Genomic DNA, 21,907 nt, shown 5'->3' with positions numbered 1-21,907 from the left:
CAACCGATGGCAATGCTCTGGGTCAAGACGTTCCATATCGTTCTGATCGCCGCGTGGTTCGCGGGGCTGTTCTACCTGCCGCGCATCTACGTGAACCTGGCCATGGAAACCGATCCGGCCGCCGTGCGACGCCTGCTGCTGATGGCGCGCAAGCTGTTCCGCTTCATGACGATGATCGCGGTGCCGGCGCTGGCCTGCGGGCTGTGGCTCTGGCTCGCGATCGGCATCGGCCAGGGGCAGGGCTGGATCCATGCGAAGGTGACGGTCGTGCTGCTGCTCGTCGTCTATCACGCATACTGCGGGCACCTGCTGCGGGTGTTCGAGCGCGGTGAGAACCGCCGCACCGACAAGTGGTACCGCGTGTTCAACGAGCTGCCGGTGCTCGGCATGCTCGCGGCGGTCGCGCTGGTCGTGATCAAGCCGTTCTGAGCGGTGCGGCCGGCGAGGCTGCCGGCACAGATTCATGCGCAACGGCGCCCTTCGGGGCGCCGTTGTTCGTATACGCACGGGTTCCGTGTGATTCTGTTCAATCCTTCGTGCCGTCGTCGATCCGCCGGCGCGTGATCGCTTCCTTCGCGCGGCCGACCCGTTCCATCAGCGCGGGGCCGCGCGACAGCGCGACGCCGACCGCGAGGATGTCGCCGATCGCGAGATGCGACATCCGCGACGTCATCGGCGAGAACACGTCGGTTTCCTCGGCGACGTTCGACGCGAGGCTCACCGTCGCGAGCTTCGCGAGCGGCGAATGGCTCTGCGTGATCGCGACGACTTTCGCGCCGCACGCGAGCGCGGAGCGCGCGGCGTCGACGATGTCGCGCGTGCGGCCGGTGTTCGAGATCGCGACGACGACGTCGTGCGGCCCGAGCAGCGCCGACGACATCGAGAACGTGTGCGGATCCGAATACGCGACGCTCGGCACGCCGAGCCGGAAGAACTTGTGCTGGATGTCCTGCGCGGCGATGCCCGAGCCGCCGGCGCCGTAGAACTCGATGCGCGACGCGTTCGACAGCAGCGCGATCGCATCGGCGACGCTGCCCGCGGACAGGCTGTTGCGCACCTCGATCAGCGCGCCGATCGTGCGGTCGAACACCTTGCCGATGATGCCGGGCGCCGGTTCGTCGGGCTCGACGTCGCGATACACCGACGACACGCCCGGCGCGACGCTCTGCGCGAGCCGGATCTTGAATTCGCGAAAGCCGCTGCAGCCGAGTGCCTGGCAGAAGCGCGCGATCGTCGGCTGGCTGACGCCCGCGCGCGTCGACAGCTCGGTCATCGCGAGATCGAGCACCTCGCGCGGTGCGGCGAGGATGTAGTCGGCGAGCTTGCGCTCGGACGGGCGCAGTTCGGCGCGGATCGCTTCAATGCGAGGCAGCATGGGGCAGTGGCTGGAAATCGGGTTCGGATGAGCGAGTGTATCGCAATCGAATTGTAGAAAATCTACAAGAAAATACTAGCGTTATTGCAGTGCCTCTGGTGCGATGGCGATGAGGGTAATTAGGGTTTTCACTAGGTAAAGCCTTACTGGTGGCGGGAATGAGGGTTGCGCGCGAATCGATCTGCATTGCATGCTTGTAGTTTTTCTACTAGACTGGCTTCGTTCGGTCGATGCATTCGACCGTCCCCACGATTCCAACCGCCGGTGTCGGCCGGCATACAGGAGCGCCCAGCATGACGTCGCTGCACCCCACTCTGGCGAAGGTCACCGAACGCGTGATCGCCCGCAGCCAATCGACCCGTTCCGCCTATCTGCACCGCATCGACGGCGCGCAGGGCAAGTTCCCGGCGCGCGGCGCGCTGTCCTGCGCGAACCTCGCGCACGGCTTCGCGGGCCTCGAGGGCAGCGACAAGTTCGCGATCAAGACGATTCGCGAGCCGAACATCGGCATCGTGTCCTCGTACAACGAGATGCTGTCCGCGCATGCGCCGTACAAGGATTTCCCCGACATCATCAAGGCCGCCGCGCGCGAGAACGGCGGGGTCGCGCAGTTCGCGGGCGGCGTGCCGGCGATGTGCGACGGCGTCACGCAGGGCAACCCGGGGATGGAGCTGTCGCTGTTCTCGCGCGAGGCGATCGCGATGGGCACGGCGATCGCGCTCACGCACAACATGTTCGACGCGGCGCTCTGCCTCGGCATCTGCGACAAGATCGTGCCGGGCCTCCTGATCGGCGCGCTGCAGTTCGGCCACCTGCCGACCATCTTCGTGCCGGCCGGCCCGATGACGAGCGGCCTGTCGAACGACGACAAGGCGAAGATCCGCCAGCAGTTCGCGACCGGCCAGGTCGGCCGCGACGCGCTGCTCGAAGCCGAATCGGCCGCGTATCACGGCCACGGTACCTGCACGTTCTACGGCACCGCGAACAGCAACCAGATGCTGATGGAGCTGATGGGCCTGCACCTGCCGGGTTCGGCGTTCGTCCATCCGCACACGCCGCTGCGCACCGCGCTGACGGCCGAGGCCGCGCGCCGCGTGCTCGACCTGACCGTCGAGCGCGGCCGCTACACGCCGATCGGCCATGTGATCGACGAGAAGGCGATCGTCAACGGGATCGTCGCGCTGCTCGCGACGGGCGGCTCGACCAACCACACGCTGCACCTCGTCGCGATCGCGCGCGCGGCCGGCATCCTGATCGACTGGAACGATTTCGACGAACTGTCGGCCGTCGTGCCGCTGCTCGCGAAGATCTACCCGAACGGCAAGGCTGACGTGAACCACTTCCACGCGGCGGGCGGCGTCGCGTTCCTGGTGCGCAACCTGCTCGAAGGCGGGCTGCTGCACGAGGACGTGACGACAGTTGCCGGCAAGGGGCTGTCGCACTACACGAAGGAGCCGAAGCTGATCGACGGCAAGCTCACGTGGGTCGACGGTGCGGCCGAGAGCCACGACACGAAGGTGCTGCGCGGCATCCGCGATCCGTTCCAGCCGGACGGCGGCCTGCGCCTGATGCAGGGCCGGCTCGGCCGCGGCGTGATCAAGATTTCGGCGGTCGCGCCCGAGCACCGCAAGGTGACGGCACCCGCGATCGTGTTCGATTCGCAGGAGGCCGTGCAGGAAGCGTTCGATCGCGGCGAGCTGAAGCGCGATTTCGTCGCGGTCGTGCGCTTCCAGGGCGCGCGCGCGAACGGGATGCCCGAGCTGCACCGTTTGACGCCGCTGCTCGGCGTGCTGCAGGATCAGGGCTTCCACGTCGCGCTCGTCACCGACGGCCGCATGTCGGGCGCGTCGGGCAAGGTGCCGGCGGTGATCCACGTGTCGCCGGAAGCGCTGCTGGCCGGCCCGCTCGGCAAGGTGAAGACGGGCGACACACTCGTGATCGACGCGGAAGCCGGCGTGCTCGACATCGAGGTCGACGACGCCGAGTGGCAGTCGCGCCCGGTCGCGCAGCCGCAGCACCAGGCCGAGAACGAGGTCGGTTTCGGGCGCGAACTGTTCGGCGTGTTCCGCGCGGCCGCGGCGCCGGCCGAGCAGGGCGCATCGGTTTTCGGGACGCTGGTCGGCGAAACGGCCGTCCGCGTCGACGCATGAATTTCAAGGAGCGAATTTGATGAAGACGATTGCTGAAATCGTGAAGCTGGGCCCGGTCATTCCGGTGCTCGCATTCGACTCGGTCGAGCAGGGCGAGCACGTGTCGCGCGCGTTGCACGCGGGCGGCGTGAAGGTGCTCGAGATCACGCTGCGCACGCCGGCCGGCCTGGAGGCGATCCAGCGCGCGAGCCAGCTCGCGGACGACATCGTCGTCGGCGTCGGCACGATCACGAAGCCCGAGCACTGCGCGCAGGCGAAGAAGGCCGGCGCGAAGTTCGGCGTGTCGCCGGGCCTGACGAAGGACCTGCACCTCGCGTCGCTCGACGCGGGCCTGCCGCTGCTGCCGGGTGTGATGACGCCGAGCGACATCATCCAGGCGCTCGAATTCGGCTACGAGATCGTGAAGTTCTTCCCCGCGCAGCAGGCGGGCGGCGTGCCGATGCTGCAGGCGTTCCACGGCCCGTTCCCGGCGCTGAAGTTCTGCCCGACGGGCGGCATCACGGTCGACACCGCGCCGAATTTCCTGAAGCTGCCGAACGTCGTGTGCGTCGGCGGCTCGTGGCTCACGCCGAAGGCTGCGCTCGCCGCGCAGGACTGGGCCGAAGTCACGCGCCTGGCGCAAGCTGCGAGCCAGCTGCCCCGTTAAGACTTGTACGGAATGACGGTTTGACCCTCGGAAGACAAGCGCTTAGTGCTTGTTTTACCGAGGGTTTTTGCTGATGGAACCGGTTCTATCCGCGAACCGTAAAGATAAGTAAAATTCAGCGTCCTGACGGTGGGGGTCTCCCCGCTGTTTCGGAGACCTGCATAGCCGGGCATACTCGCAACGATCCGCCCGGTTCGAATAATCCCAAGGAGGAGTCCACATGGGGGCTGTCCAAGGCAGCATGCTGCTCATCTATACCGTGATCGCGATCGTGGCGTTGATCGTGATGATCGCGCGGTTCAAGATCTATCCGTTCCTGGTGCTCATCATCGTGTCGCTCGGCCTCGGCCTGGTGGTCGGGATGCCGATGGACAAGATCGTCAAGTCGTTCGAGACGGGCAACGGCAATACGCTCGGCCACATCGCGATCGTCGTCGGCCTCGGCACGATGCTCGGCAAGATGATGGCCGAATCGGGCGGCGCCGAACGGATCGCGACCACGCTGATCGACTGGTTTGGTGAAAAGAACATCCACTGGGCGATGATGTTCGTCGCGATCATCGTCGGCCTGCCGGTGTTCTTCGAAGTCGGCTTCGTGCTGCTGATCCCGATCGCGTTCAACGTCGCGAAGCGCACCGGCAAGTCGCTGCTCGTCGTCGGCCTGCCGATGGTGGCCGGCCTGTCGGTCGTGCACGGGTTGATCCCGCCGCACCCGGCCGCGCTGCTCGCGGTCCAGCAGTACGGCGCCGATATCGGCAAGACGATCGCATTCGGCCTGATCGTCGGCGTGCCGACCGCGATCGTCGCGGGCCCGCTGTTCGCGCTGACGATCTCGAAGTTCGTGAAGCTGCCGGAGAACAACCCGCTCGCCGCGCAATTCGTCGACACGCACACCGAAGGCAAGAAGCGCGAACTGCCGGGCTTCGGCATCACGCTCTTCACGATCCTGCTGCCGGTGATCCTGATGCTGGTCGGCAGTTGGGCCGACCTGGTGTTCGCGCCGAAGACGCTGCCGAACAACCTGCTGCGCTTTGCCGGCAACTCGGACGTTGCGCTGCTGATCGCCGTGCTCGTGAGCTTCTTCACGTTCGGCAAGCTGCAGGGCTTCAACCGCGACCAGATCCAGAAGTTCTGCGGCGAGTGCCTGGCGCCGATCGCCGGGATCACGCTGATCGTCGGCGCGGGCGGCGGCTTTGGCGGTATCCTGCGTGATAGCGGGATCTCGCAGCAGATCGTCGCAACCGCCACGCAGGCGCACCTGTCGCCGCTGCTGCTCGGCTGGTTCGTCGCCGCGCTGATTCGTCTGGCCACGGGCTCGGCAACGGTCGCGATGACGACGGCCTGCGGCATCGTCGCACCGATCGCGGCGGCATCGGGCGCGGCGGTCCGTCCGGAACTGCTGGTGCTCGCGACGGGCTCGGGCTCGCTGATCTTCTCGCACGTGAACGACGGCGGCTTCTGGCTGATCAAGGAATATTTCGGGATGACGGTCGGCCAGACGTTCAAGACCTGGACGCTGCTCGAAACGATCATCTCGGTGCTCGGCCTGAGCTTCACGCTGCTGCTGAGCATGGTTTTGTAACAAGGGGTAGTCAATGATTCTGATCGCAATGGGCGTGTCGGGCGCGGGCAAGTCGCGAATCGGCGAAATGCTGGCGGAACGCCTGTCGTGCAGCTATACCGATGGCGACGCGTTTCACAGCGCGGCGAACAAGGAAAAGATGCACAACGGCATTCCGCTCACCGACGACGACCGCTGGCCGTGGCTGCGCTCGATCCGCGAGGCCATCGAGGAAAAGCAGCGCGCGGGCGAGACGGCCGTGTTCACGTGCTCGTCGCTGAAGCGTTCGTACCGCGACGTGCTGCGCGGCACCGACACCGACGTGCGGTTCGTGTACCTGCAGGGTTCGTTCGACGTATTGCGCGAGCGCCTGAAAACCCGCACCGGCCATTTCTTCGATCCGTCGCTGCTGAAGAGCCAGCTCGACACGCTCGAGGAGCCGGGCCCGGACGAAGCGATCGTGGTCAGCATCGAGCTGACGCCCGAACAGATCGTCGATCAGGTGATGGTGAAGATCGGCCTCGCGCAGCAGCACTGAGCGCGGTTCGCGGCAATCGTGATGAAAAAGGCGCCCTTCGGGGCGCCTTTTTCATTGGCGGCGCGCCAGCCGGTCAGGCCGCGTGCGCGCGCTTCGCGATGCCGTCGAGCAACACGTCGAGCATCGTGTCGTGCACGATCTCCGGATCGAGCTGCGCATAGAGCGGGGCGGCCGACCTGACGAGCGGATGCTCGGTGTCCGACAGCGCGTTCATTTCCTCCAGCTCCACGTCGTTCGCGGGCCGCGTGAGACCGCCGGCCTCGGCGGCGGCAAGCCCGATCACGCTCGCATACCAGCCGACGCACACCGACGGCAGCGCCGCGCGCGGGATGCCGGCGTCGACCAGCGCGCGGTGCACGGCCTCGATGTGCGCGAGATCGGCCGGCCCCGTGCTCATGTGACGCTGCAGCAGCGCGAACGCGGCCGGGTGGCGCAGCGCGAGCGCGCGGTACTGGCGCGCGAGATCGCGCAGCCGCTCGCGCCACGGCAGCGCGTCGTCGACCGGCACGAGCGAGCGCGACAGCGCGTTCGCGATCGCGCGGCTCAGGCCGTCCTTCGACTTGAAGTGATACAGCACGCTCATCGGGTCGCAGCCGACCGACTGCGCGAGCTTGCGGACGCTGAACGCGGCTTCGCCGACGTCTTCGAGCAGCGCGAGCGCGGCCGCGACGATCGCGTCCTTGTCGAGGCCGCGCGGGCCCTGGGCGGGTTTGTCTTTCATCGATGCGGGCTGGCAGCCGGAGCGGGGCCGGTCGTAAACTTGACGAAAGCTTATTCTACACTGTAGAATTATTTCTGCGGTGTAGAAATTGGGTGTCCCGGCACTTTTCAATGCGTGCTTTCGCACGGTCCGGGACCCAGGCGGCACGAGCGTGTCCGCCGTCAACACGGGCCATCGCGCCCTTTATCTCGTTGACACCCAAGTGGAACCGGCTGCCCCACCCGCGAAGCCAGAACGGCTCATCGTCAGGCGGCCCAAGACCATGCAAGTGCAATCATGACTTCCAATCACCAACCCCTGATCCAGGGCGAATCGCGTTTCGAGCAAACGCAACTGAACATCGAGAAAGACAACTGGAACTGGTGCAACCCGGCCCGCTACGACGGCGAGCGCCCGGCCAACTGGTACGAGGCGTCGCTGTCGCGCCCCGAGAATAGCGCGCCGCTCGCGCACGACGTGGTGTGCGACGTGCTCGTGATCGGCGCGGGCCTGCTCGGCGCATCGGCCGCGCTGCATCTCGCGGAAGCGGGCGTCGACACGATCCTCGTCGACAAGCATCACGTCGGCTCGGCCGCATCGGGCCGCAACGGCGGGCAGTTGACGCCCGGCCTCGCGCGCTGGGAAGCGGCCGACATGATCGACCACCTGTCGCACGACGATGCGAAGCGGCTGTGGCGCTTCGCGTCGACCGAATCGATGGACCTGATCGATGCGATCGGCGCGCGTTACGCGCTCGATCTCGACCGCAAGCGCGGCCACGTCACGGCGGCGGTCCACCCCGGCCACATGAGCGCGCTGCTCGACGGCGCGGATGCGCGCCGCCATCTCGGCGACGCGGGCGTGACGCTCGTCGGCCGCCATCAACTGCACGACGAATACGTGCGCTCGGGGCTGTACCACGGCGCGGCGATCGACGCGATCGGCGGCCAGATCCATCCGCTCGCGCTGGTGCGCGGCCTCGTGCACGGCTTCCGGCTGAACGGCGGCGCGCTGTTCGAGGGCACCGAGGTGCTCGAGCTCGACGAAACGCCGGCAGGCGTCGTCGCGACGACGCCGGGCGGCACGATCACCGCGCGCAAGGGCGTCGTGCTCGCGCTGCACAACACGACGTTCCGGCTGCTCGACGGCGGCAGCACGACGACCGTGCCGTTCTTCACGTACGTGAGCGTGACGGCGCCGCTCGATGTCGATGTCGCGACGCTGATGCCGGCCGGCATGCCCGTGTACGACACGCAGTTCCAGATCGACTACTACCGGCCGGTGCGCGGCAACCGGCTGCTGTTCGGCGGGCAGGGCACCGGGTCCTGCTGGGCACAACCCGACGTCAACGCGTATCTGCTGACGCGGCTGAACACGGTGTTTCCGCAGGCCGACGGCAGCTTCGCGCTCGACTACTGCTGGAGCGGCGTCAGCGACTTCACGCTGAACGGCGCCACCGACAGCCGCAAGACCGACGGCCGCGTGCCGATGTACATGGTGCAGGGCTGGAGCGGCCACGGCGTTGCGCAGACGGTGCGGATCGGCAAGGCGATCTGCGACGATTTCGTCGGCCGCAACGACGATTTCTCGATGCTGACCGGCATCGACCATCGCGAGATTCCGCTCGGCCGGCAGTTGTCGCCGATCGCGATCCCGGCCGCGAAGGCGGCGATGAGCGTGATGAGCGCGCTCAACCCGGGCCGGATGATTTCGTTCTGAGCGCCTGAAAGGAAAAAGCCCGATGCGATTGTTCGCATCGGGCTTTTGTTCGTCCTGCGACGGCGGTGCTTACGCGATCCGCTTCGCGAGTTCGACGGCCTTGCCGATGTACGACGCGGGCGTCATCGCGAGCAGGCGGTCCTTCGCGTCCTGCGGGATCGCGAGCGTGCCGACGAACTGCTGCAGCGCTTCGCGCGTGATGCCCTTGCCGCGCGTCAGTTCCTTCAGCTGCTCGTACGGGTTCTCGATGCCGTAGCGGCGCATCACCGTCTGCACCGGCTCGGCGAGCACTTCCCAGCAGTTGTCGAGATCTTCGTTCAGGCGCTGCGGGTTCACTTCGAGCTTGTCGAGGCCGCGGATCAGCGAGTCGTATGCGAGCAGCGAGTAGCCGAGCGCGACGCCCATGTTGCGCAGCACCGTCGAGTCGGTCAGGTCGCGCTGCCAGCGCGATACCGGCAGCTTGTCGGCGAGGTGGCGCAGCGTCGCGTTAGCGAGGCCGAGGTTGCCTTCCGAGTTCTCGAAGTCGATCGGGTTGACCTTGTGCGGCATCGTCGACGAGCCGATCTCGCCGGCCTTCGTCTTCTGCTTGAAGTAGCCGACCGAGATGTAGCCCCACACGTCGCGGTCGAGGTCGAGCAGGATCGTGTTCGCGCGCGCGACCGCGTCGAACAGCTCGGCCATGTAGTCGTGCGGCTCGATCTGGATCGTGTACGGGTTGAACGTGAGCTTCAGGCGGTTTTCGATCACGTCGCGCGAGAACGCTTCCCAGTCGAATTCCGGATACGCGGACAGGTGCGCGTTGAAGTTGCCGACCGCGCCGTTCATCTTGCCGAGGATCTCGACCTTCTCGATGCGGGCGATCGCACGTGCGAGACGCGCGGCGACGTTCGCGAGTTCCTTGCCGAGCGTCGTCGGGCTGGCCGGCTGGCCGTGCGTGCGCGACAGCATCGGCTGTTCGGCATGCGCGTGCGCGAGCGCGACGAGGCGCTGGTAGACCGTGCGCAGCGCCGGCACGATCACGTGTTCGCGCGCGCCGGCGAGCATCATCCCGTGCGACGTGTTGTTGATGTCCTCGGACGTGCACGCGAAGTGGATGAATTCGCTTGCCTTCTCGAGTTCGGCCTGGCCCTTCACCGATTCCTTCAGCCAGTATTCGACGGCCTTCACGTCGTGGTTCGTCACGCGCTCGATTTCCTTGATGCGCGCGGCGTCGTGCGCGGTGAAGCGCTCGGCGAGCTGCAGCAGGAACTGCTCGGATGCGTCGGAGAAGCGCGGGACTTCCGCGAAGCCGGCGCGCGACAGCGCGATCAGCCAGTGCACCTCGACGGTGACGCGGTGGCGCATGAAGGCGGCTTCGGAGAGCCAGTCGCGCAGCGCTTCGGTCTTGCTGGCGTAGCGGCCGTCGATGGGCGAGAGCGCGGTGAGGGCGAAAAGCGTATCGGGACGAGTGTCGGACATGATCGGGCGGGCCTTGGGGCCGGGTCGAGCGAGGGTAGGGAGAATCCGGCATTTTACCATTGGCGCGCGACGATCCCGGCCGCGCGCAGCCGGCGGGCGCCGCCGCGTGCCGACGCCGCCCCGGAGCCGGTGCGCAGCGGGCCGCCGGGCCGGGCGCGACGCCGCCGGCCGGGCCCGCCCGCCGGTAGAATGCAGGCTTCTTCCCGACCGCCGCCCGCCGCGCCCGCCTGCATGGAACTGAAATGGCTCGAAGACTTCGTTTCGCTCGCGGAAACGCGCAGCTTTAGCCGGTCCGCCGAACTGCGGCACGTGTCGCAGCCGGCGTTTTCGCGGCGCATCCAGGCGCTCGAAGCGTGGCTCGCGACCGAACTGATCGACCGTTCGGTCTATCCGACGCGGCTCACGCAGGCCGGGCAGATCTTCTACGAGCAGGCGCTGACGATGCTGTCGCAGGCGCACGAGGCGCGCACGCTCCTGCGCGGCCACGTCGGCGCGCCGGTGCCGACGATCGAGTTCGCGGTGCCGCACACGCTGTCGCTCACCTATTTCCCGCGCTGGCTGCAGCGGATCGAGGCGAAGATGGGCCAGGTCCACACGCGGCTGCGCGCGCTGAACGTGCACGACGCCGTGCTGTCGCTGGTCGAGGGCGGCTGCGATCTCGTGATGGGCTACCACCACCCGAGCCACCCGGTCGCGCTCGATCCGGCGCGCTACGACATGCTGATCCTCGGCAGCGAGCCGATCAGCCCGTTCTCGGCGCCCGGCCGCGCGGGCCGGCCGCGCTATACGCTGCCCGGCACGGCCGACGCGCGCGTGCCGTACCTGTCGTATACGCCGAACGCGTATCTCGGCCGGATGACGGAAGTCATCATCGCGAACGCGCCGACGCGGCTGTTCCTCGATCGCGTCTACGAAACCGACATGGCCGAAGGGCTGAAGGCGATGGCGCTCGCGGGGCACGGCGTCGCGTTCCTGCCGCACAGCGCGGTCGAGGACTCGGTCGCGGGCGGCCGGCTGATCCGGCTCGACCGTGCGGCGCGCGGCGGCGCGCATCCGTTCACGCTGACGATGGAGATCCGGCTCTATTGCGACAAGCTCGCGCTGCAGGGCGACGATCCGCGGCAGAAGCTCGTGCGCGCGCTGTGGGAGGTCGTGCGCGACGAACTGCGCGAGACCGCCGGTTAGCAACTGGCTAGCCATCGGCGAGTGCGCACGATCGACCGCGACCGGCTGACGGCGAGCTTGCCGCGCCTGTCGGACGGCTGTCCGGCGGCCGGCCCGCGCGCGGGCAACGTGATTGTTCGCGGACGCGATGCGCGGCCGATCGCGTGCGTTCTTGCGCAAATCGACCGCAGATTTGCGAAAAATCGCGATCATGCAAGAAACGCATAATCGAATAAGCAAACGGCATTGGATAAAAAAAACGGGTTTTTCGACAATGTGCGCACCTGTTGACCGTTGGAGCATCCATGTCTTCGCAATTGCAGTCCATCCCGTCCTACCTGCACGCCGACGATCTCGGCCCGTGGGGCAACTATCTTCAGCAAGTCGATCGCGTCGCGCCGTACCTCGGCTCGCTGTCGCGCTGGCTCGAAACGCTGAAGCGCCCGAAGCGCATCCTGATCGTCGATGTGCCCATCGAGCTCGACAACGGTACCGTCGCGCACTTCGAGGGCTATCGCGTGCAGCACAACGTGTCGCGCGGCCCGGGCAAGGGCGGCGTGCGCTACCACCAGGACGTGACGCTGTCGGAAGTGATGGCGCTGTCCGCATGGATGTCGGTGAAGAACGCGGCCGTGAACGTGCCGTACGGCGGTGCGAAGGGCGGCATCCGCGTCGACCCGCGCAAGCTGTCGCGCGGTGAGCTCGAGCGCGTGACGCGCCGCTACACCAGCGAAATCGGCATCATCATCGGCCCGAACACCGACATTCCGGCGCCGGACGTCAACACCAACGAACAGGTGATGGCGTGGATGATGGACACCTTCTCGATGAACCAGGGCCAGACGTCGACCGGCGTCGTGACCGGCAAGCCGATCGCGCTCGGCGGTTCGCTCGGCCGCAAGGAAGCGACGGGCCGCGGCGTGTTCGTCGTCGGCTGCGAAGCGGCGAAGAAGAAGGGCCTCGAGATCGAAGGCGCGCGCATCGCGGTGCAGGGTTTCGGCAACGTCGGCGGCATCGCGGCGAAGCTGTTCCAGGAAGCGGGCGCGAAGGTGATCGCGGTGCAGGATCACACCGGCACGATCTACCGGCCGGCCGGCCTCGATTCGAACAAGCTGCTCGACCACGTCGCACGCACGGGCGGCGTCGCGGGCTTCGAAGGCGCGGAGCCGATGCCGAACGACGAGTTCTGGACGGTCGAGACCGACATCCTGATCCCGGCGGCACTGGAAAACCAGATCACCGAGAAGAACGCGGCGAAGATCCGCACGAAGATCGTCGTCGAAGGCGCGAACGGCCCGACGACGACGGCGGCGGACGACATCCTGAGCGCGAACGGCGTGCTCGTGATCCCCGACGTGATCGCGAACGCGGGCGGCGTGACCGTGTCGTACTTCGAGTGGGTGCAGGATTTCTCGAGCTTCTTCTGGACGGAAGACGAGATCAACCATCGTCTCGAGCGCGTGATGCGCGAAGCGTTCGCCGGCGTGTGGGCGGTCGCGGAAGAGCACAAGGTGACGGTGCGTACGGCGGCGTTCATCGTTGCGTGCACGCGCATCCTGATGGCGCGCGAAATGCGCGGCCTCTACCCCTGATCATTGACTATGATCTAGCCATGACGCAATCCAACCGGTTGCGTGCATGAACCCTCGCGGGCGGTGCCGAATCCGGTGCCGCCCGCGCGCGCATTGGGGCGCGCAAAGGGTGCCCGGAGCCGGGAGGAAGGCGCCGGACAGCGCGATTCGTAGTTCGGTAAACAACCAGTACTTTCAAAAATATTACTTTGATACACTGGCGCGGGTTTTAGCCAAGGAGATGACCAAAATGAAATACCACAAGGCAGTCCTGATGGTCGCGGCGCTCTGCGCGTTCGCAAGCGGCGCGCATGCTCAGGAGACGGGCACGCTGAAGAAGATCAAGGACACGGGCGTAATCGCGCTGGGCCACCGCGAATCGTCGATCCCCTTCTCCTACTACGACCAGAGCCAGCAGGTCGTCGGCTATTCGCGCGAATTCCAGCTGAAGGTGGTCGACGCGGTGAAGAAGAAGCTGAACCTGCCGAACCTGCAGGTGAAGAACATCCCGGTCACGTCGCAGAACCGCATTCCGCTGGTGCAGAACGGCACGGTCGATATCGAGTGCGGCTCGACGACCAACAACACCGAGCGTCAGCAGCAAGCTGCGTTCTCCGACACGATCTTCGTGATCGGCACGCGCCTGATGACGAAGAAGGATTCGGGCGTCAAGGATTTCGCGGACCTGAAGGGCAAGACGGTCGTGACCACCGCCGGCACGACGTCGGAGCGCCTGCTGCGCAAGATGAACAACGACAAGCAGCTCGGCATGAACATCATCAGCGCGAAGGATCACGGCGACTCGTTCAACACGCTGGAATCGGGCCGCGCGGTCGCGTTCATGATGGATGACGCGCTGCTCGCGGGCGAGCGCGCGAAGGCGAAGCAGCCGGGCGAGTGGGTGATCGTCGGCACGCCGCAATCGGAAGAAGCGTACGGCTGCATGATGCGCAAGGGCGATGCTGACTTCAAGAAGGTCGTCGACGACGCGATCTCGCAAGTCGAGAAGTCGGGCGAAGCCGCGAAGATCTACGCGAAGTGGTTCGAGAACCCGATCCCGCCGAAGGGGCTGAACCTGAACTTCCCGCTGTCCGAATCGATGAAGAAGCTGTACGCGAACCCGAACGACAAGGCACTCGACTGACCGCACGGCCGTTGATGCAGAAATGACGCTAATGAGACGGAAGAGGCCACGCTTCTTCCGTTTCTTTTTGCTGGAGTCTTGCCCATGTCTTACCACTGGAACTGGGGCATCTTCCTGAGCCCCGTGTCGACCGGCGAGCCGACGACTTATTTCGGATGGCTGATGTCCGGCTTCCGGGTGACGATCGAAGTGTCGCTCGCCGCCTGGGTCATCGCGCTGATCGTCGGTTCGTTGTTCGGCGTGCTGCGCACGGTGCCGAACAAATGGCTGTCCGCGATCGGCACCGCGTACGTGTCGATCTTCCGGAACATTCCGCTGATCGTGCAGTTCTTCATCTGGTATCTCGTGATACCGGAACTGCTGCCCGCATCGATCGGCACCTGGATCAAGCAGTTGCCGCCGGGCACGCAGTTCTTTACCGCGTCGATCGTCTGTCTCGGCCTGTTCACGGGCGCGCGCGTGTGCGAACAGGTGCGCTCGGGGATCAACGCGCTGCCGAAGGGCCAGCGCGCCGCCGGCCTCGCGATGGGCTTCACGCAATGGCAGACGTACCGCTACGTGCTGCTGCCCGTTGCGTACCGGATCATCGTGCCGCCGCTCACGTCGGAATTCCTGAACATCTTCAAGAACTCCGCCGTCGCGTCGACGATCGGCCTGCTCGACCTGTCCGCGCAGGCGCGCCAGCTCGTCGACTACACCGCGCAGACCTATGAGTCGTTCATCGCGGTCACGCTCGCGTACGTGCTGATCAACCTCGTCGTGATGTCGCTCATGCGCTGGATCGAAGGCCGTACGCGGCTGCCCGGCTATATCGGAGGCAAGTGATGCATCAGTTCGACTGGAGTAGTATTCCCGGCGCGCTGCCGACGCTGTGGACGGGTGCGATCGTCACGCTGCAGATCACGCTGATCGCGATCGTCGTCGGGATCGTGTGGGGCACGCTGCTGGCACTGATGCGGCTGTCGGGCGTCAAGCCGCTCGCGTGGTTCGCGCAGGGCTACGTGACGGTGTTCCGCTCGATCCCGCTCGTGATGGTGCTGCTGTGGTTCTTCCTGATCGTGCCGCAGCTGCTGCAGGGCGTGCTCGGGTTGTCGCCGACGATCGACATCCGCCTCGCGTCGGCGATGGTCGCGTTCTCGCTGTTCGAAGCCGCGTATTATTCCGAGATCATCCGTGCCGGCATCCAGTCGGTGCCGCGCGGGCAGGTGAACGCCGCGTTCGCGCTCGGCATGAACTACGCGCAGGCGATGCGCCTCGTGATCCTGCCGCAGGCGTTCCGCGCGATGGTGCCGCTGCTGCTCACGCAGGCGATCGTCCTGTTCCAGGATACGTCGCTCGTGTACGTGATCAGTCTCGCGGACTTCTTCCGCACGGCCGCCAACGTCGGCGATCGCGACGGCACGACCGTCGAGATGGTCCTGTTCGCCGGCGCATGCTATTTCGTGATTTGCTCGTTGGCGTCTGTTCTCGTCAAGAGTCTCCAGAAAAAGGTCACACGATGATTTCCATCAAGAACGTTTCCAAGTGGTACGGCCAGTTTCAGGTTCTTACCGACTGCACGACCGAGGTCAAGAAAGGCGAAGTGGTCGTCGTGTGCGGCCCGTCGGGCTCCGGCAAGTCGACGCTGATCAAGACCGTCAACGGCCTCGAGCCGTTCCAGCAGGGCGAGATCCTCGTGAACGGCCAGTCGGTCGGCGACAAGAAGACGAACCTGTCGAAGCTGCGCTCGAAGGTCGGGATGGTGTTCCAGCATTTCGAGCTGTTCCCGCACCTGTCGATCACCGAGAACCTGACGCTCGCGCAGATCAAGGTGCTCGGCCGCGGCAAGGACGAAGCGGCCGACAAGGGCATGAAGCTGCTCGATCGCGTCGGCCTGAAGGCGCATGCGCACAAGTATCCGGGCCAGCTGTCGGGCGGCCAGCAGCAGCGTGTCGCGATCGCGCGCGCGCTGTCGATGGACCCGATCGCGATGCTGTTCGACGAACCGACGTCCGCGCTCGATCCGGAGATGATCAACGAAGTGCTCGACGTGATGGTCGAACTCGCGCAGGAAGGGATGACGATGATGGTCGTCACGCACGAGATGGGCTTCGCGAAGAAGGTCGCGCATCGCGTGATCTTCATGGACAAGGGCGCGATCGTCGAGGACGACCGCAAGGACGATTTCTTCTCGAATCCGAAATCGGAGCGCGCGAAGGACTTCCTCGCGAAGATCCTGCACTGAGCGTTCGTGCACTGCGTGCGTTTCGCGCGCGCCAATGCGAAACCGCCCGGCCGAGCGCCGGGCGGTTTTTTTTGTGCGCCGTTACCAGCTGTACCGGTAGCCGACCTGCCCGACGATGCCGCGCCGGTACGCGCCGCCGATGTTGCGCGCGATCTTCGCGTTCGCGTACAGCTCGCCCGACTTGCCGAAGCCCGCGGTCACGCCGACGCCGAGCTCGTACCACGTGCGGCCGAGATGCGTCGCGAACGGCGTGCCGCCGACGACGGTCTGGCCGGGCGACAGGAAGTCGTGCAGCACGTCGGCCGTGAAGTACGGCGTCGCGGCGCCGCCGCCCGAGTTCGCCTCGAGGTTCGGCCGGAAGATGCGCACGCCGACGCGGCCGCGCAGCGCATGCGTCGTCGTGCCCGACACGGCGGACACGTTGTCGTTGAACCCGTTGAGCTTCAGGTACTGGTACATCAGTTGCGCCTGCGGCTCGATCGCGATCGGCGTGCCGCCGATGCCGAACGGCTTGCCGACCTCCTGCGACAGCGCGATGCCGAAGCCGTTCTGCGACGCCTCGTTGCCGTAGCTGTCGCGATAGCGGTTGCCGTAGTGCGTGACCTGCCCGACGCTGTCGAAGTACGTACCGTCCGTCAGGTAGCGCGTCCAGTAGCCGCCGACGCTCTGCGCATGCATCTCGACCGAGCCCGTCGACGTCGACAGGTTCGGCGAGTCGGCGCGCGCCATGTCGCTGAAGCTCGCGTTCGACACGCCGATGCTGGCCGTCACGCCCGCATGCGTGCTGCCGCCGCCGGGCGCCTGGTCGAGCGTCCAGTCCTTGCCGAACTGCGCGAAGAACGTGCGCTCGTCGGCCGCGAAGCGGCCCGCGTCCGCATCGAGGCTCTGGCCGCCGATGCGGCCCCACACGCCATCGCGGTTGCCGGGCTGCTGCTTGCCGAGGTTGTAGATGTCGCCGACGCGCTCGTGCAGCTTGCCGAGCGTCGAGAAGCCGTAGTCGGCGTTCAGCAGCGGCGTCAGTGAGTAGCCGGCGACGCCCGGACGATACGCGAGCGTGCCGCTGCCGCCATTTCCGCTGCCGCCGCCGGACGGGTGGATCGTCGGGTCGCCGGGGTCCGTCGGATCGAGCTGCGAGCGCAGGTACCAGCCGTTCGCGTCGCCCTGGCCGCCGCGATAGAGCCGGTATTCGTATGCGCCGGCCTGTACCGGGCCCGCGAGATGGAACGCCGACGCGGCGGTCGTGCCGCCGTTGGCCGTGACGACCACGGGAATCCCGTCGCCGGTCGTCTTCGCGCCGGTGCCGGCCGTGTTGGCGATCTTCAGGCCGGTCGTGCCGCTTGCGGCGCCGCCGTTCACGATCAGCCGGTCGGTCGGCGATGCATCGGCGCCGAGATACGTGTTGAGTGCGATCGTGCCGCCGTTGCCGATATAGCTGCCGGTCGTCAGCGTCTTGTAGCTGCCCGTGAGCGTCGGCGAGCCGGCCGGCGCGGCGAACGCGACCAGACCCGCGTTGTTCAGGCTGCTCAGCACCGAGCTGCCCGTCATGCGCCACGTGCTCGTGCCGTCGATCGTCAGCGCGACCGGATCGATCGTGCCGGTCAGCGTCGTGCCGTTCGCGAGGAACACGTTGCCGGTGCACGACGCGTCGGAGACGATGTCGCCCGTGAGGTTCACCGCCGATGCGTTGAACGTCACGTTGCTGCCGTTCGCGAGGTTCAGCAGCGTGCCGTTGCCGGCCGTCACGACCGTGCCGTTGCGCACCGCGATGTCGGCCGTGCCGCCGCGCGCGGCGAATGCCGGCCCGGCGGCGGCCGTCACGCTGCCGCCGTCGACGAGCACCGAGCTCGTCGCGCCGTTCGCGAGCGTGTCGGACGTCAGCACGCCGGCCGTCGCGCCCTTGAGCGTCGTGCCGGTCAACGCGAGCACGCCGCCGCTGTCCGCGGTCGCGCCGTTGCCGGCCGCGCTGGCGATCGCCGATCCCGTATCGCCGATGCGGCCGCCGTTGCGCGCGACGACGCCGTCGGCCGCGGCACCCGATGCGGTGACTTTCGCGCCCGACAGCAGCGCCGTCGCGCCACCGTCCATGACGATCGCGTGCGCGCCGGCGCCCGTCGTCGCGACGGTCGTGCCGTTGGCCGTGAGCGTCGAATCCGCGCCCGATACGAACAGTCCGCGCGCGTTGGCGCCGGCGGTGCGGACGACCGTTGCCGCGTCGGTCGCGATGCGCGCGCCCGCGCCGGTCGATGCGAGGCCGTCGGCGCCATTGCCGGTGGTCGCGACCTGCGTGCCCGACAACGCGATCGCGGTGTTCGCGCCGAGGTTGCGGACCCCGCTGCCCGAGCCGCCGACCGCGATCGACGTCGCGCCGGCCGCGAGCCCGCCGCCCGATACGGTCGAGTCGATCAGCACGCCGTCGGCGCTGCCGTTCGCGACGACGGTGCCCGCGCCCGACAGCGCGACCGATGCGCCCGCGCCCGTCAGGCGCACGCCCGCGATGCCATCGTCGGCTTCGATCGAACCCGTGTTGGCGAGCGTCGCCGACGCACCCTGCACGAGCGCGCCGGTGCCGTCGGCTACGCGGATCGTCGACGCGTTGTTCACCGTGCCGAGCGTGCCGGCCACGACGCCCGTCGAGCCGGCGCCCGTCAGCAGCACCGTGTCGCGGTTCTCGAGCGTGCCGAGGTTTTGCGCGACGAAGCCCGTTACGCCGGCGGTCGACGACGCGACGGCGGCGTCGTTGATCAGCGTCGTCGCGACCGGCGCGCCGGCATTCGCGCCGGCGAGGTCGTGCGCCTGGCCGTCGACGACGCCCGCGGTCGCGCCGGCCGCGTTCAGGTTGATCGTCGCGCCCGCATCGATCGTGCCCTTCGCGCCGCCTTCGACCGCGATCGCGATGCCGTTCGCGCCGTTGACGTTGTAGATTGCGTTGCCCGTCGACAGCGTGGTGCCGGCGTCGGTCGCGAGCACGCCGCGCGAATGCTGGCCGTTGACGTCGGTCGTCAGCGCGCCGGCTGCCGACCTGCCCGTGTAGGTCGCGCCGCCCGCGACACGGAACAGCGTCGAGTCGTCGGTGTCGACGCTGAGGCGCCGCGCGGCGACGTTGATCTTCGAGCCCGCGCCATACGCGTAGAAGCCGATCTGGTTCGTGCCCGACATGAAGGCCGGCACCGCGTTCGCGCCGACGTCGATCGTCGCGCCCGAGCGCGCGTGCACGCCGATCGCGCCGGTGCCCGTCAGGTTGAGCGCGCCGTCGAGCGTGGCCTTCGCGAGCGGCCCTTCGGCCCAGACGCCGTAGTTGCGCGTGCCCGAGGCCGGATCGAGGCCGCCGGCCACGTTGATCGTGCCGGTCGACGTCACGACCGTCGCTTTCGTGCCGGTCCCGACGACCATGATGCCGATGCCGTTCACGCCGTTCAGCGTGATCGTGCCCATGTTGGTCACGGTCGCGGCGCTATCGGCCGCAAGCATGCCGACGTTCGCGAGCGGCGTGCCGTTGACGACGATCGAGCCCGCGTTGGTCAGCGTGCCGGACGACGAGCCGATGCTCGCCAGCGCGGCGCCGTTCTGCGTCTGCGAGCCGATCACGATCGTGCCGAGGTTGCTCGCGGTGCCCGATGCGCCGAGCAGGATGCCGTACGCATGCGCGGAAAGTGCGACGTCGTTCGCGGCCTCCGTCGACGCGGCGTCATACTGGGCCGCGCGGCCGAGGTAGATCGTGCCGCCGGCTTCGTTCGTGAAGCTGCCGCCGGCGACGAGGCCGCCGATCACCTGGCTGTCGAGCGTCGTCGCGTTGACGCCGACGTTGATCGTGCCGGTGTTCGACCCGCTCGCGCCGTCCGTCGCGGCCACCGCGTAGTTCTGCAGGTCCGGGCGATTGCCGACGAGGTTCCACGCGCCGACGTTCATCACGCCGTTGTTGACGAACGTCGTGCCCGCGCCATTCGCGTATACGCCGTTGCCTTCCGTGTACGCGTTGAAGCCGAAATTGCCCGGCTGCGCGCTGCCGCCCGTGTTGAAGTTGTCGCCGGACGCGTACCCGGACGAGATCGCGCCGTTGTTGACGCCGCTTGCGCCGGTCAGCAGGCGCACGAGCGTGAAGTCGCCCGACAGGCGGCCGTCGTTGACGAAGCGCGCGCCGTTTTCCGCGAGGACCGCCGAGCTGGAGTCGATCGTATCGGTGCCGCGGAAGTCGATCTGGCCGTCCTTGCCGATGTGCAGCGTCGCATTCGCGCCGGTGCCGTGCATCACCGACAGGTGATCGATCGGCAGCGTGTTCTTGTCGCCCGCGGATACGTTGTTCGCGTACTGGAAGGTTTGCTGCGAGAACGTGACGGCCTGGCCGAACGCGCTGTCGTAGGCTGCTTGCGAGCCGAGCGCACCGCTTTGCACCGAGCGCACCAGAAAGTCGTTGTAGGCGGCCAGCGACGCGGCATCGGTGACGCTCCAGGCGCTGCCGTCGAACGCGGTGAATTTGCCCGCGTAGGCCGGCACGTCGAGCCGGATGCTGCCGACCGGGCCGCCGCTCGCGAGATAGTCGCCGGTGCCGAGCCAGATCTGGTTGCGCGAATTCCAGTTGACGACGCTTTTCGCCGAGCCCGTACCGTCCGCGAAGGTCAGGTCGGTCTGCTTCGGCGCGATCGAGATCGCGTTGCCGGCCGCGTCGGGCGCGTTCGCCGGATTGCCGATCGACACGTTCAGCGTGCCGCCGGAGTTGTCGACGGTGCCGATCCGCGTGTTGACGTACTGGTTGCCGTTCACGTCATGGTAGACGGGCACGTTGGTCGAGCCGGCCGTCGACGCGGAGAACGCGGACGAGTTGTAGGTGGCGACCGACGTCCGGGTGTCCGTGATCGAATCGGGCGTGCTGATGCTCTGCGTCTTGCCGCCGAGCGACAGCAGCGGCTGGTTCGGGTTGCCCGAGACGACGGTCGCGCTGCCGATCGGCGTGAGGGTGTAGCCGGGGTCGCCGCCGGCGCCGGTCCATGCACCCGTCACGCCGACCGTGTCGCCGCCCGACACGGTGGTTGCGCCGGCCAGGTTGTCGTTGACGGTCGGGCTGAAACTGCCGAGCGCGCAGGTGCCGCCGCTCGCGACGGCCGCGCCGCTGCCGCAGGTCGATGCGTACGCGGAGCCGGCCGACAGCGCGGCCAGCGCGGCGCCGAGCGCGGCGACGCGAAGCGGCGACCGGCGTGTTGCCGTGTGTGCAGCGCCGCGGCTTGCGCCGGATTCGCCGCCCGAGCGCTTGCCGCGCGCCCGTGCCGTTTCCGCAACCGCGACCCAGCAGCCGGCGGTTTCGCTCCATATCGATCGAAATGAGTGATTCACGACAAGCCCCTCTCTCTTTTTTTGAAGTGGTATTCACCGCGGTGCAGTGAAATCGCAATCCGCGGTGGAGTAATGGCCTGAATGGACGTGCAGCGGCCGTGGCCGTTTCTGCGCCAATCGTGATTCGTTACACCGAGGATGGGAGGAGTCTAATGATCGGAAGGGTGGCCGATTGTCAAAAAAATAATGAATGTGGCAATAATGCCGACTTCATTCGGTATTTTTTGATTGTGTGATGAATCGAACTGAAAGCCTTTGTGGGTAAGGGTTTGGGTGGTTTTGTCAGCGTGGGCGCGTGATTGCCGGATCGGTGGGGTGGCGCACGGTTCGCA

The 21,907-nt window shown here is 67.0% G+C and carries 16 protein-coding genes; 12 read left to right on the top strand and 4 right to left on the bottom strand.

The window, feature by feature from the left end; translation table 11 throughout:
- Window positions 1-6: 6 nt before the first annotated feature.
- Window positions 7-429 (top strand): CopD family protein, encoded by a 423-nt coding sequence (locus tag ACM6JT_RS30810; protein WP_105389850.1) that lies wholly within the window; start codon window positions 7-9, stop codon window positions 427-429.
- A gap of 97 nt (window positions 430-526) precedes the next feature.
- Here the strand turns inward: ACM6JT_RS30810 and ACM6JT_RS30805 are convergent, their stop codons facing one another.
- Window positions 527-1,375: a MurR/RpiR family transcriptional regulator gene (locus ACM6JT_RS30805; protein ID WP_027783542.1), complete on the bottom strand. Its 849-nt coding sequence runs from the start codon at window positions 1,373-1,375 to the stop codon at window positions 527-529.
- A gap of 293 nt (window positions 1,376-1,668) precedes the next feature.
- On the opposite strand from ACM6JT_RS30805, the gene edd reads away from it, so the two are divergent.
- The 4 genes from edd to ACM6JT_RS30785 all read left to right on the top strand — a co-directional run bounded on the left by edd (window position 1,669) and on the right by ACM6JT_RS30785 (window position 6,270).
- Window positions 1,669-3,525, top strand: coding sequence for a phosphogluconate dehydratase (edd, locus tag ACM6JT_RS30800; RefSeq protein ID WP_131947996.1), 1,857 nt, complete (start codon window positions 1,669-1,671; stop codon window positions 3,523-3,525).
- Window positions 3,526-3,544: 19 nt separating this feature from the next.
- Window positions 3,545-4,171 carry a bifunctional 4-hydroxy-2-oxoglutarate aldolase/2-dehydro-3-deoxy-phosphogluconate aldolase gene (gene eda, locus ACM6JT_RS30795; protein ID WP_034182721.1) on the top strand — a complete coding sequence of 209 codons (627 nt, stop codon included), beginning with the start codon at window positions 3,545-3,547 and terminating at the stop codon, window positions 4,169-4,171.
- 220 nt (window positions 4,172-4,391) lie between these two features.
- The gene (locus ACM6JT_RS30790; RefSeq protein WP_034182722.1) at window positions 4,392-5,753 is read left to right on the top strand and encodes a GntP family permease; all 1,362 of its coding nucleotides are present in this window, start codon (window positions 4,392-4,394) and stop codon (window positions 5,751-5,753) included.
- A 13-nt stretch (window positions 5,754-5,766) separates the two neighbouring features.
- The gene (locus ACM6JT_RS30785; protein WP_034182723.1) at window positions 5,767-6,270 is read left to right on the top strand and encodes a gluconokinase; all 504 of its coding nucleotides are present in this window, start codon (window positions 5,767-5,769) and stop codon (window positions 6,268-6,270) included.
- A gap of 73 nt (window positions 6,271-6,343) precedes the next feature.
- Here ACM6JT_RS30785 and ACM6JT_RS30780 read toward each other — a convergent pair whose 3' ends face one another.
- Window positions 6,344-6,991, bottom strand: a complete 648-nt coding sequence (locus tag ACM6JT_RS30780) for a TetR/AcrR family transcriptional regulator (protein WP_047899800.1) — start codon at window positions 6,989-6,991, stop codon at window positions 6,344-6,346.
- A 276-nt stretch (window positions 6,992-7,267) separates the two neighbouring features.
- Here ACM6JT_RS30780 and ACM6JT_RS30775 point away from each other — a divergent pair, with 276 nt between their 5' ends.
- The gene (locus ACM6JT_RS30775; protein WP_414857850.1) at window positions 7,268-8,689 is read left to right on the top strand and encodes an NAD(P)/FAD-dependent oxidoreductase; all 1,422 of its coding nucleotides are present in this window, start codon (window positions 7,268-7,270) and stop codon (window positions 8,687-8,689) included.
- Between the two features lie 69 nt (window positions 8,690-8,758).
- Here ACM6JT_RS30775 and purB read toward each other — a convergent pair whose 3' ends face one another.
- The gene (gene purB, locus ACM6JT_RS30770) at window positions 8,759-10,147 is read right to left on the bottom strand and encodes an adenylosuccinate lyase (RefSeq protein ID WP_047899802.1); all 1,389 of its coding nucleotides are present in this window, start codon (window positions 10,145-10,147) and stop codon (window positions 8,759-8,761) included.
- A gap of 231 nt (window positions 10,148-10,378) precedes the next feature.
- Here purB and ACM6JT_RS30765 point away from each other — a divergent pair, with 231 nt between their 5' ends.
- From ACM6JT_RS30765 to ACM6JT_RS30740, 6 genes are all read left to right on the top strand, one after another.
- On the top strand, window positions 10,379-11,332 hold the full coding sequence (locus ACM6JT_RS30765; RefSeq protein WP_034182727.1) for a LysR substrate-binding domain-containing protein: 954 nt from the start codon (window positions 10,379-10,381) through the stop codon (window positions 11,330-11,332).
- Between the two features lie 284 nt (window positions 11,333-11,616).
- Window positions 11,617-12,903 (top strand): Glu/Leu/Phe/Val family dehydrogenase, encoded by a 1,287-nt coding sequence (locus tag ACM6JT_RS30760; RefSeq protein WP_034182728.1) that lies wholly within the window; start codon window positions 11,617-11,619, stop codon window positions 12,901-12,903.
- A gap of 229 nt (window positions 12,904-13,132) precedes the next feature.
- Window positions 13,133-14,026, top strand: coding sequence for a glutamate/aspartate ABC transporter substrate-binding protein (locus ACM6JT_RS30755; protein ID WP_034183407.1), 894 nt, complete (start codon window positions 13,133-13,135; stop codon window positions 14,024-14,026).
- 84 nt (window positions 14,027-14,110) lie between these two features.
- Window positions 14,111-14,851, top strand: coding sequence for an amino acid ABC transporter permease (locus tag ACM6JT_RS30750; RefSeq protein WP_034182729.1), 741 nt, complete (start codon window positions 14,111-14,113; stop codon window positions 14,849-14,851).
- Window positions 14,851-15,528, top strand: coding sequence for a glutamate/aspartate ABC transporter permease GltK (gltK, locus tag ACM6JT_RS30745; RefSeq protein WP_034182730.1), 678 nt, complete (start codon window positions 14,851-14,853; stop codon window positions 15,526-15,528). The genes ACM6JT_RS30750 and gltK overlap by 1 nt, the downstream gene beginning before the upstream one ends.
- Window positions 15,525-16,250 carry an amino acid ABC transporter ATP-binding protein gene (locus ACM6JT_RS30740; protein ID WP_034182731.1) on the top strand — a complete coding sequence of 242 codons (726 nt, stop codon included), beginning with the start codon at window positions 15,525-15,527 and terminating at the stop codon, window positions 16,248-16,250. The genes gltK and ACM6JT_RS30740 overlap by 4 nt, the downstream gene beginning before the upstream one ends.
- 81 nt (window positions 16,251-16,331) lie before the next feature.
- Here ACM6JT_RS30740 and ACM6JT_RS30735 read toward each other — a convergent pair whose 3' ends face one another.
- On the bottom strand, window positions 16,332-21,575 hold the full coding sequence (locus ACM6JT_RS30735) for an autotransporter outer membrane beta-barrel domain-containing protein (RefSeq protein WP_414857849.1): 5,244 nt from the start codon (window positions 21,573-21,575) through the stop codon (window positions 16,332-16,334).
- Window positions 21,576-21,907: the final 332 nt, after the last annotated feature.

The sequence above is a fragment of the Burkholderia sp. IT-111MI5 genome, assembly GCF_949752865.1.
Classification (GTDB): Bacteria; Pseudomonadota; Gammaproteobacteria; order Burkholderiales; family Burkholderiaceae; genus Burkholderia; species Burkholderia pyrrocinia_C.
The sequence above is the reverse complement of the archived record's forward strand: the minus strand, read 5'-3'. Positions and strand labels throughout refer to the sequence as shown.

What these genes read in the sequence shown, in the direction of transcription:
- ACM6JT_RS30810 (WP_105389850.1), top strand. Translation starts at nt 7, where the DNA reads ATGGCAATGCTCTGGGTCAAGACGTTCCATATCGTTCTGATCGCCGCG.
- ACM6JT_RS30805 (WP_027783542.1), bottom strand. Translation starts at nt 1,375, where the DNA reads ATGCTGCCTCGCATTGAAGCGATCCGCGCCGAACTGCGCCCGTCCGAG.
- edd (WP_131947996.1), top strand. Translation starts at nt 1,669, where the DNA reads ATGACGTCGCTGCACCCCACTCTGGCGAAGGTCACCGAACGCGTGATC.
- eda (WP_034182721.1), top strand. Translation starts at nt 3,545, where the DNA reads ATGAAGACGATTGCTGAAATCGTGAAGCTGGGCCCGGTCATTCCGGTG.
- ACM6JT_RS30790 (WP_034182722.1), top strand. Translation starts at nt 4,392, where the DNA reads ATGGGGGCTGTCCAAGGCAGCATGCTGCTCATCTATACCGTGATCGCG.
- ACM6JT_RS30785 (WP_034182723.1), top strand. Translation starts at nt 5,767, where the DNA reads ATGATTCTGATCGCAATGGGCGTGTCGGGCGCGGGCAAGTCGCGAATC.
- ACM6JT_RS30780 (WP_047899800.1), bottom strand. Translation starts at nt 6,991, where the DNA reads ATGAAAGACAAACCCGCCCAGGGCCCGCGCGGCCTCGACAAGGACGCG.
- ACM6JT_RS30775 (WP_414857850.1), top strand. Translation starts at nt 7,268, where the DNA reads ATGACTTCCAATCACCAACCCCTGATCCAGGGCGAATCGCGTTTCGAG.
- purB (WP_047899802.1), bottom strand. Translation starts at nt 10,147, where the DNA reads ATGTCCGACACTCGTCCCGATACGCTTTTCGCCCTCACCGCGCTCTCG.
- ACM6JT_RS30765 (WP_034182727.1), top strand. Translation starts at nt 10,379, where the DNA reads ATGGAACTGAAATGGCTCGAAGACTTCGTTTCGCTCGCGGAAACGCGC.
- ACM6JT_RS30760 (WP_034182728.1), top strand. Translation starts at nt 11,617, where the DNA reads ATGTCTTCGCAATTGCAGTCCATCCCGTCCTACCTGCACGCCGACGAT.
- ACM6JT_RS30755 (WP_034183407.1), top strand. Translation starts at nt 13,133, where the DNA reads ATGAAATACCACAAGGCAGTCCTGATGGTCGCGGCGCTCTGCGCGTTC.
- ACM6JT_RS30750 (WP_034182729.1), top strand. Translation starts at nt 14,111, where the DNA reads ATGTCTTACCACTGGAACTGGGGCATCTTCCTGAGCCCCGTGTCGACC.
- gltK (WP_034182730.1), top strand. Translation starts at nt 14,851, where the DNA reads ATGCATCAGTTCGACTGGAGTAGTATTCCCGGCGCGCTGCCGACGCTG.
- ACM6JT_RS30740 (WP_034182731.1), top strand. Translation starts at nt 15,525, where the DNA reads ATGATTTCCATCAAGAACGTTTCCAAGTGGTACGGCCAGTTTCAGGTT.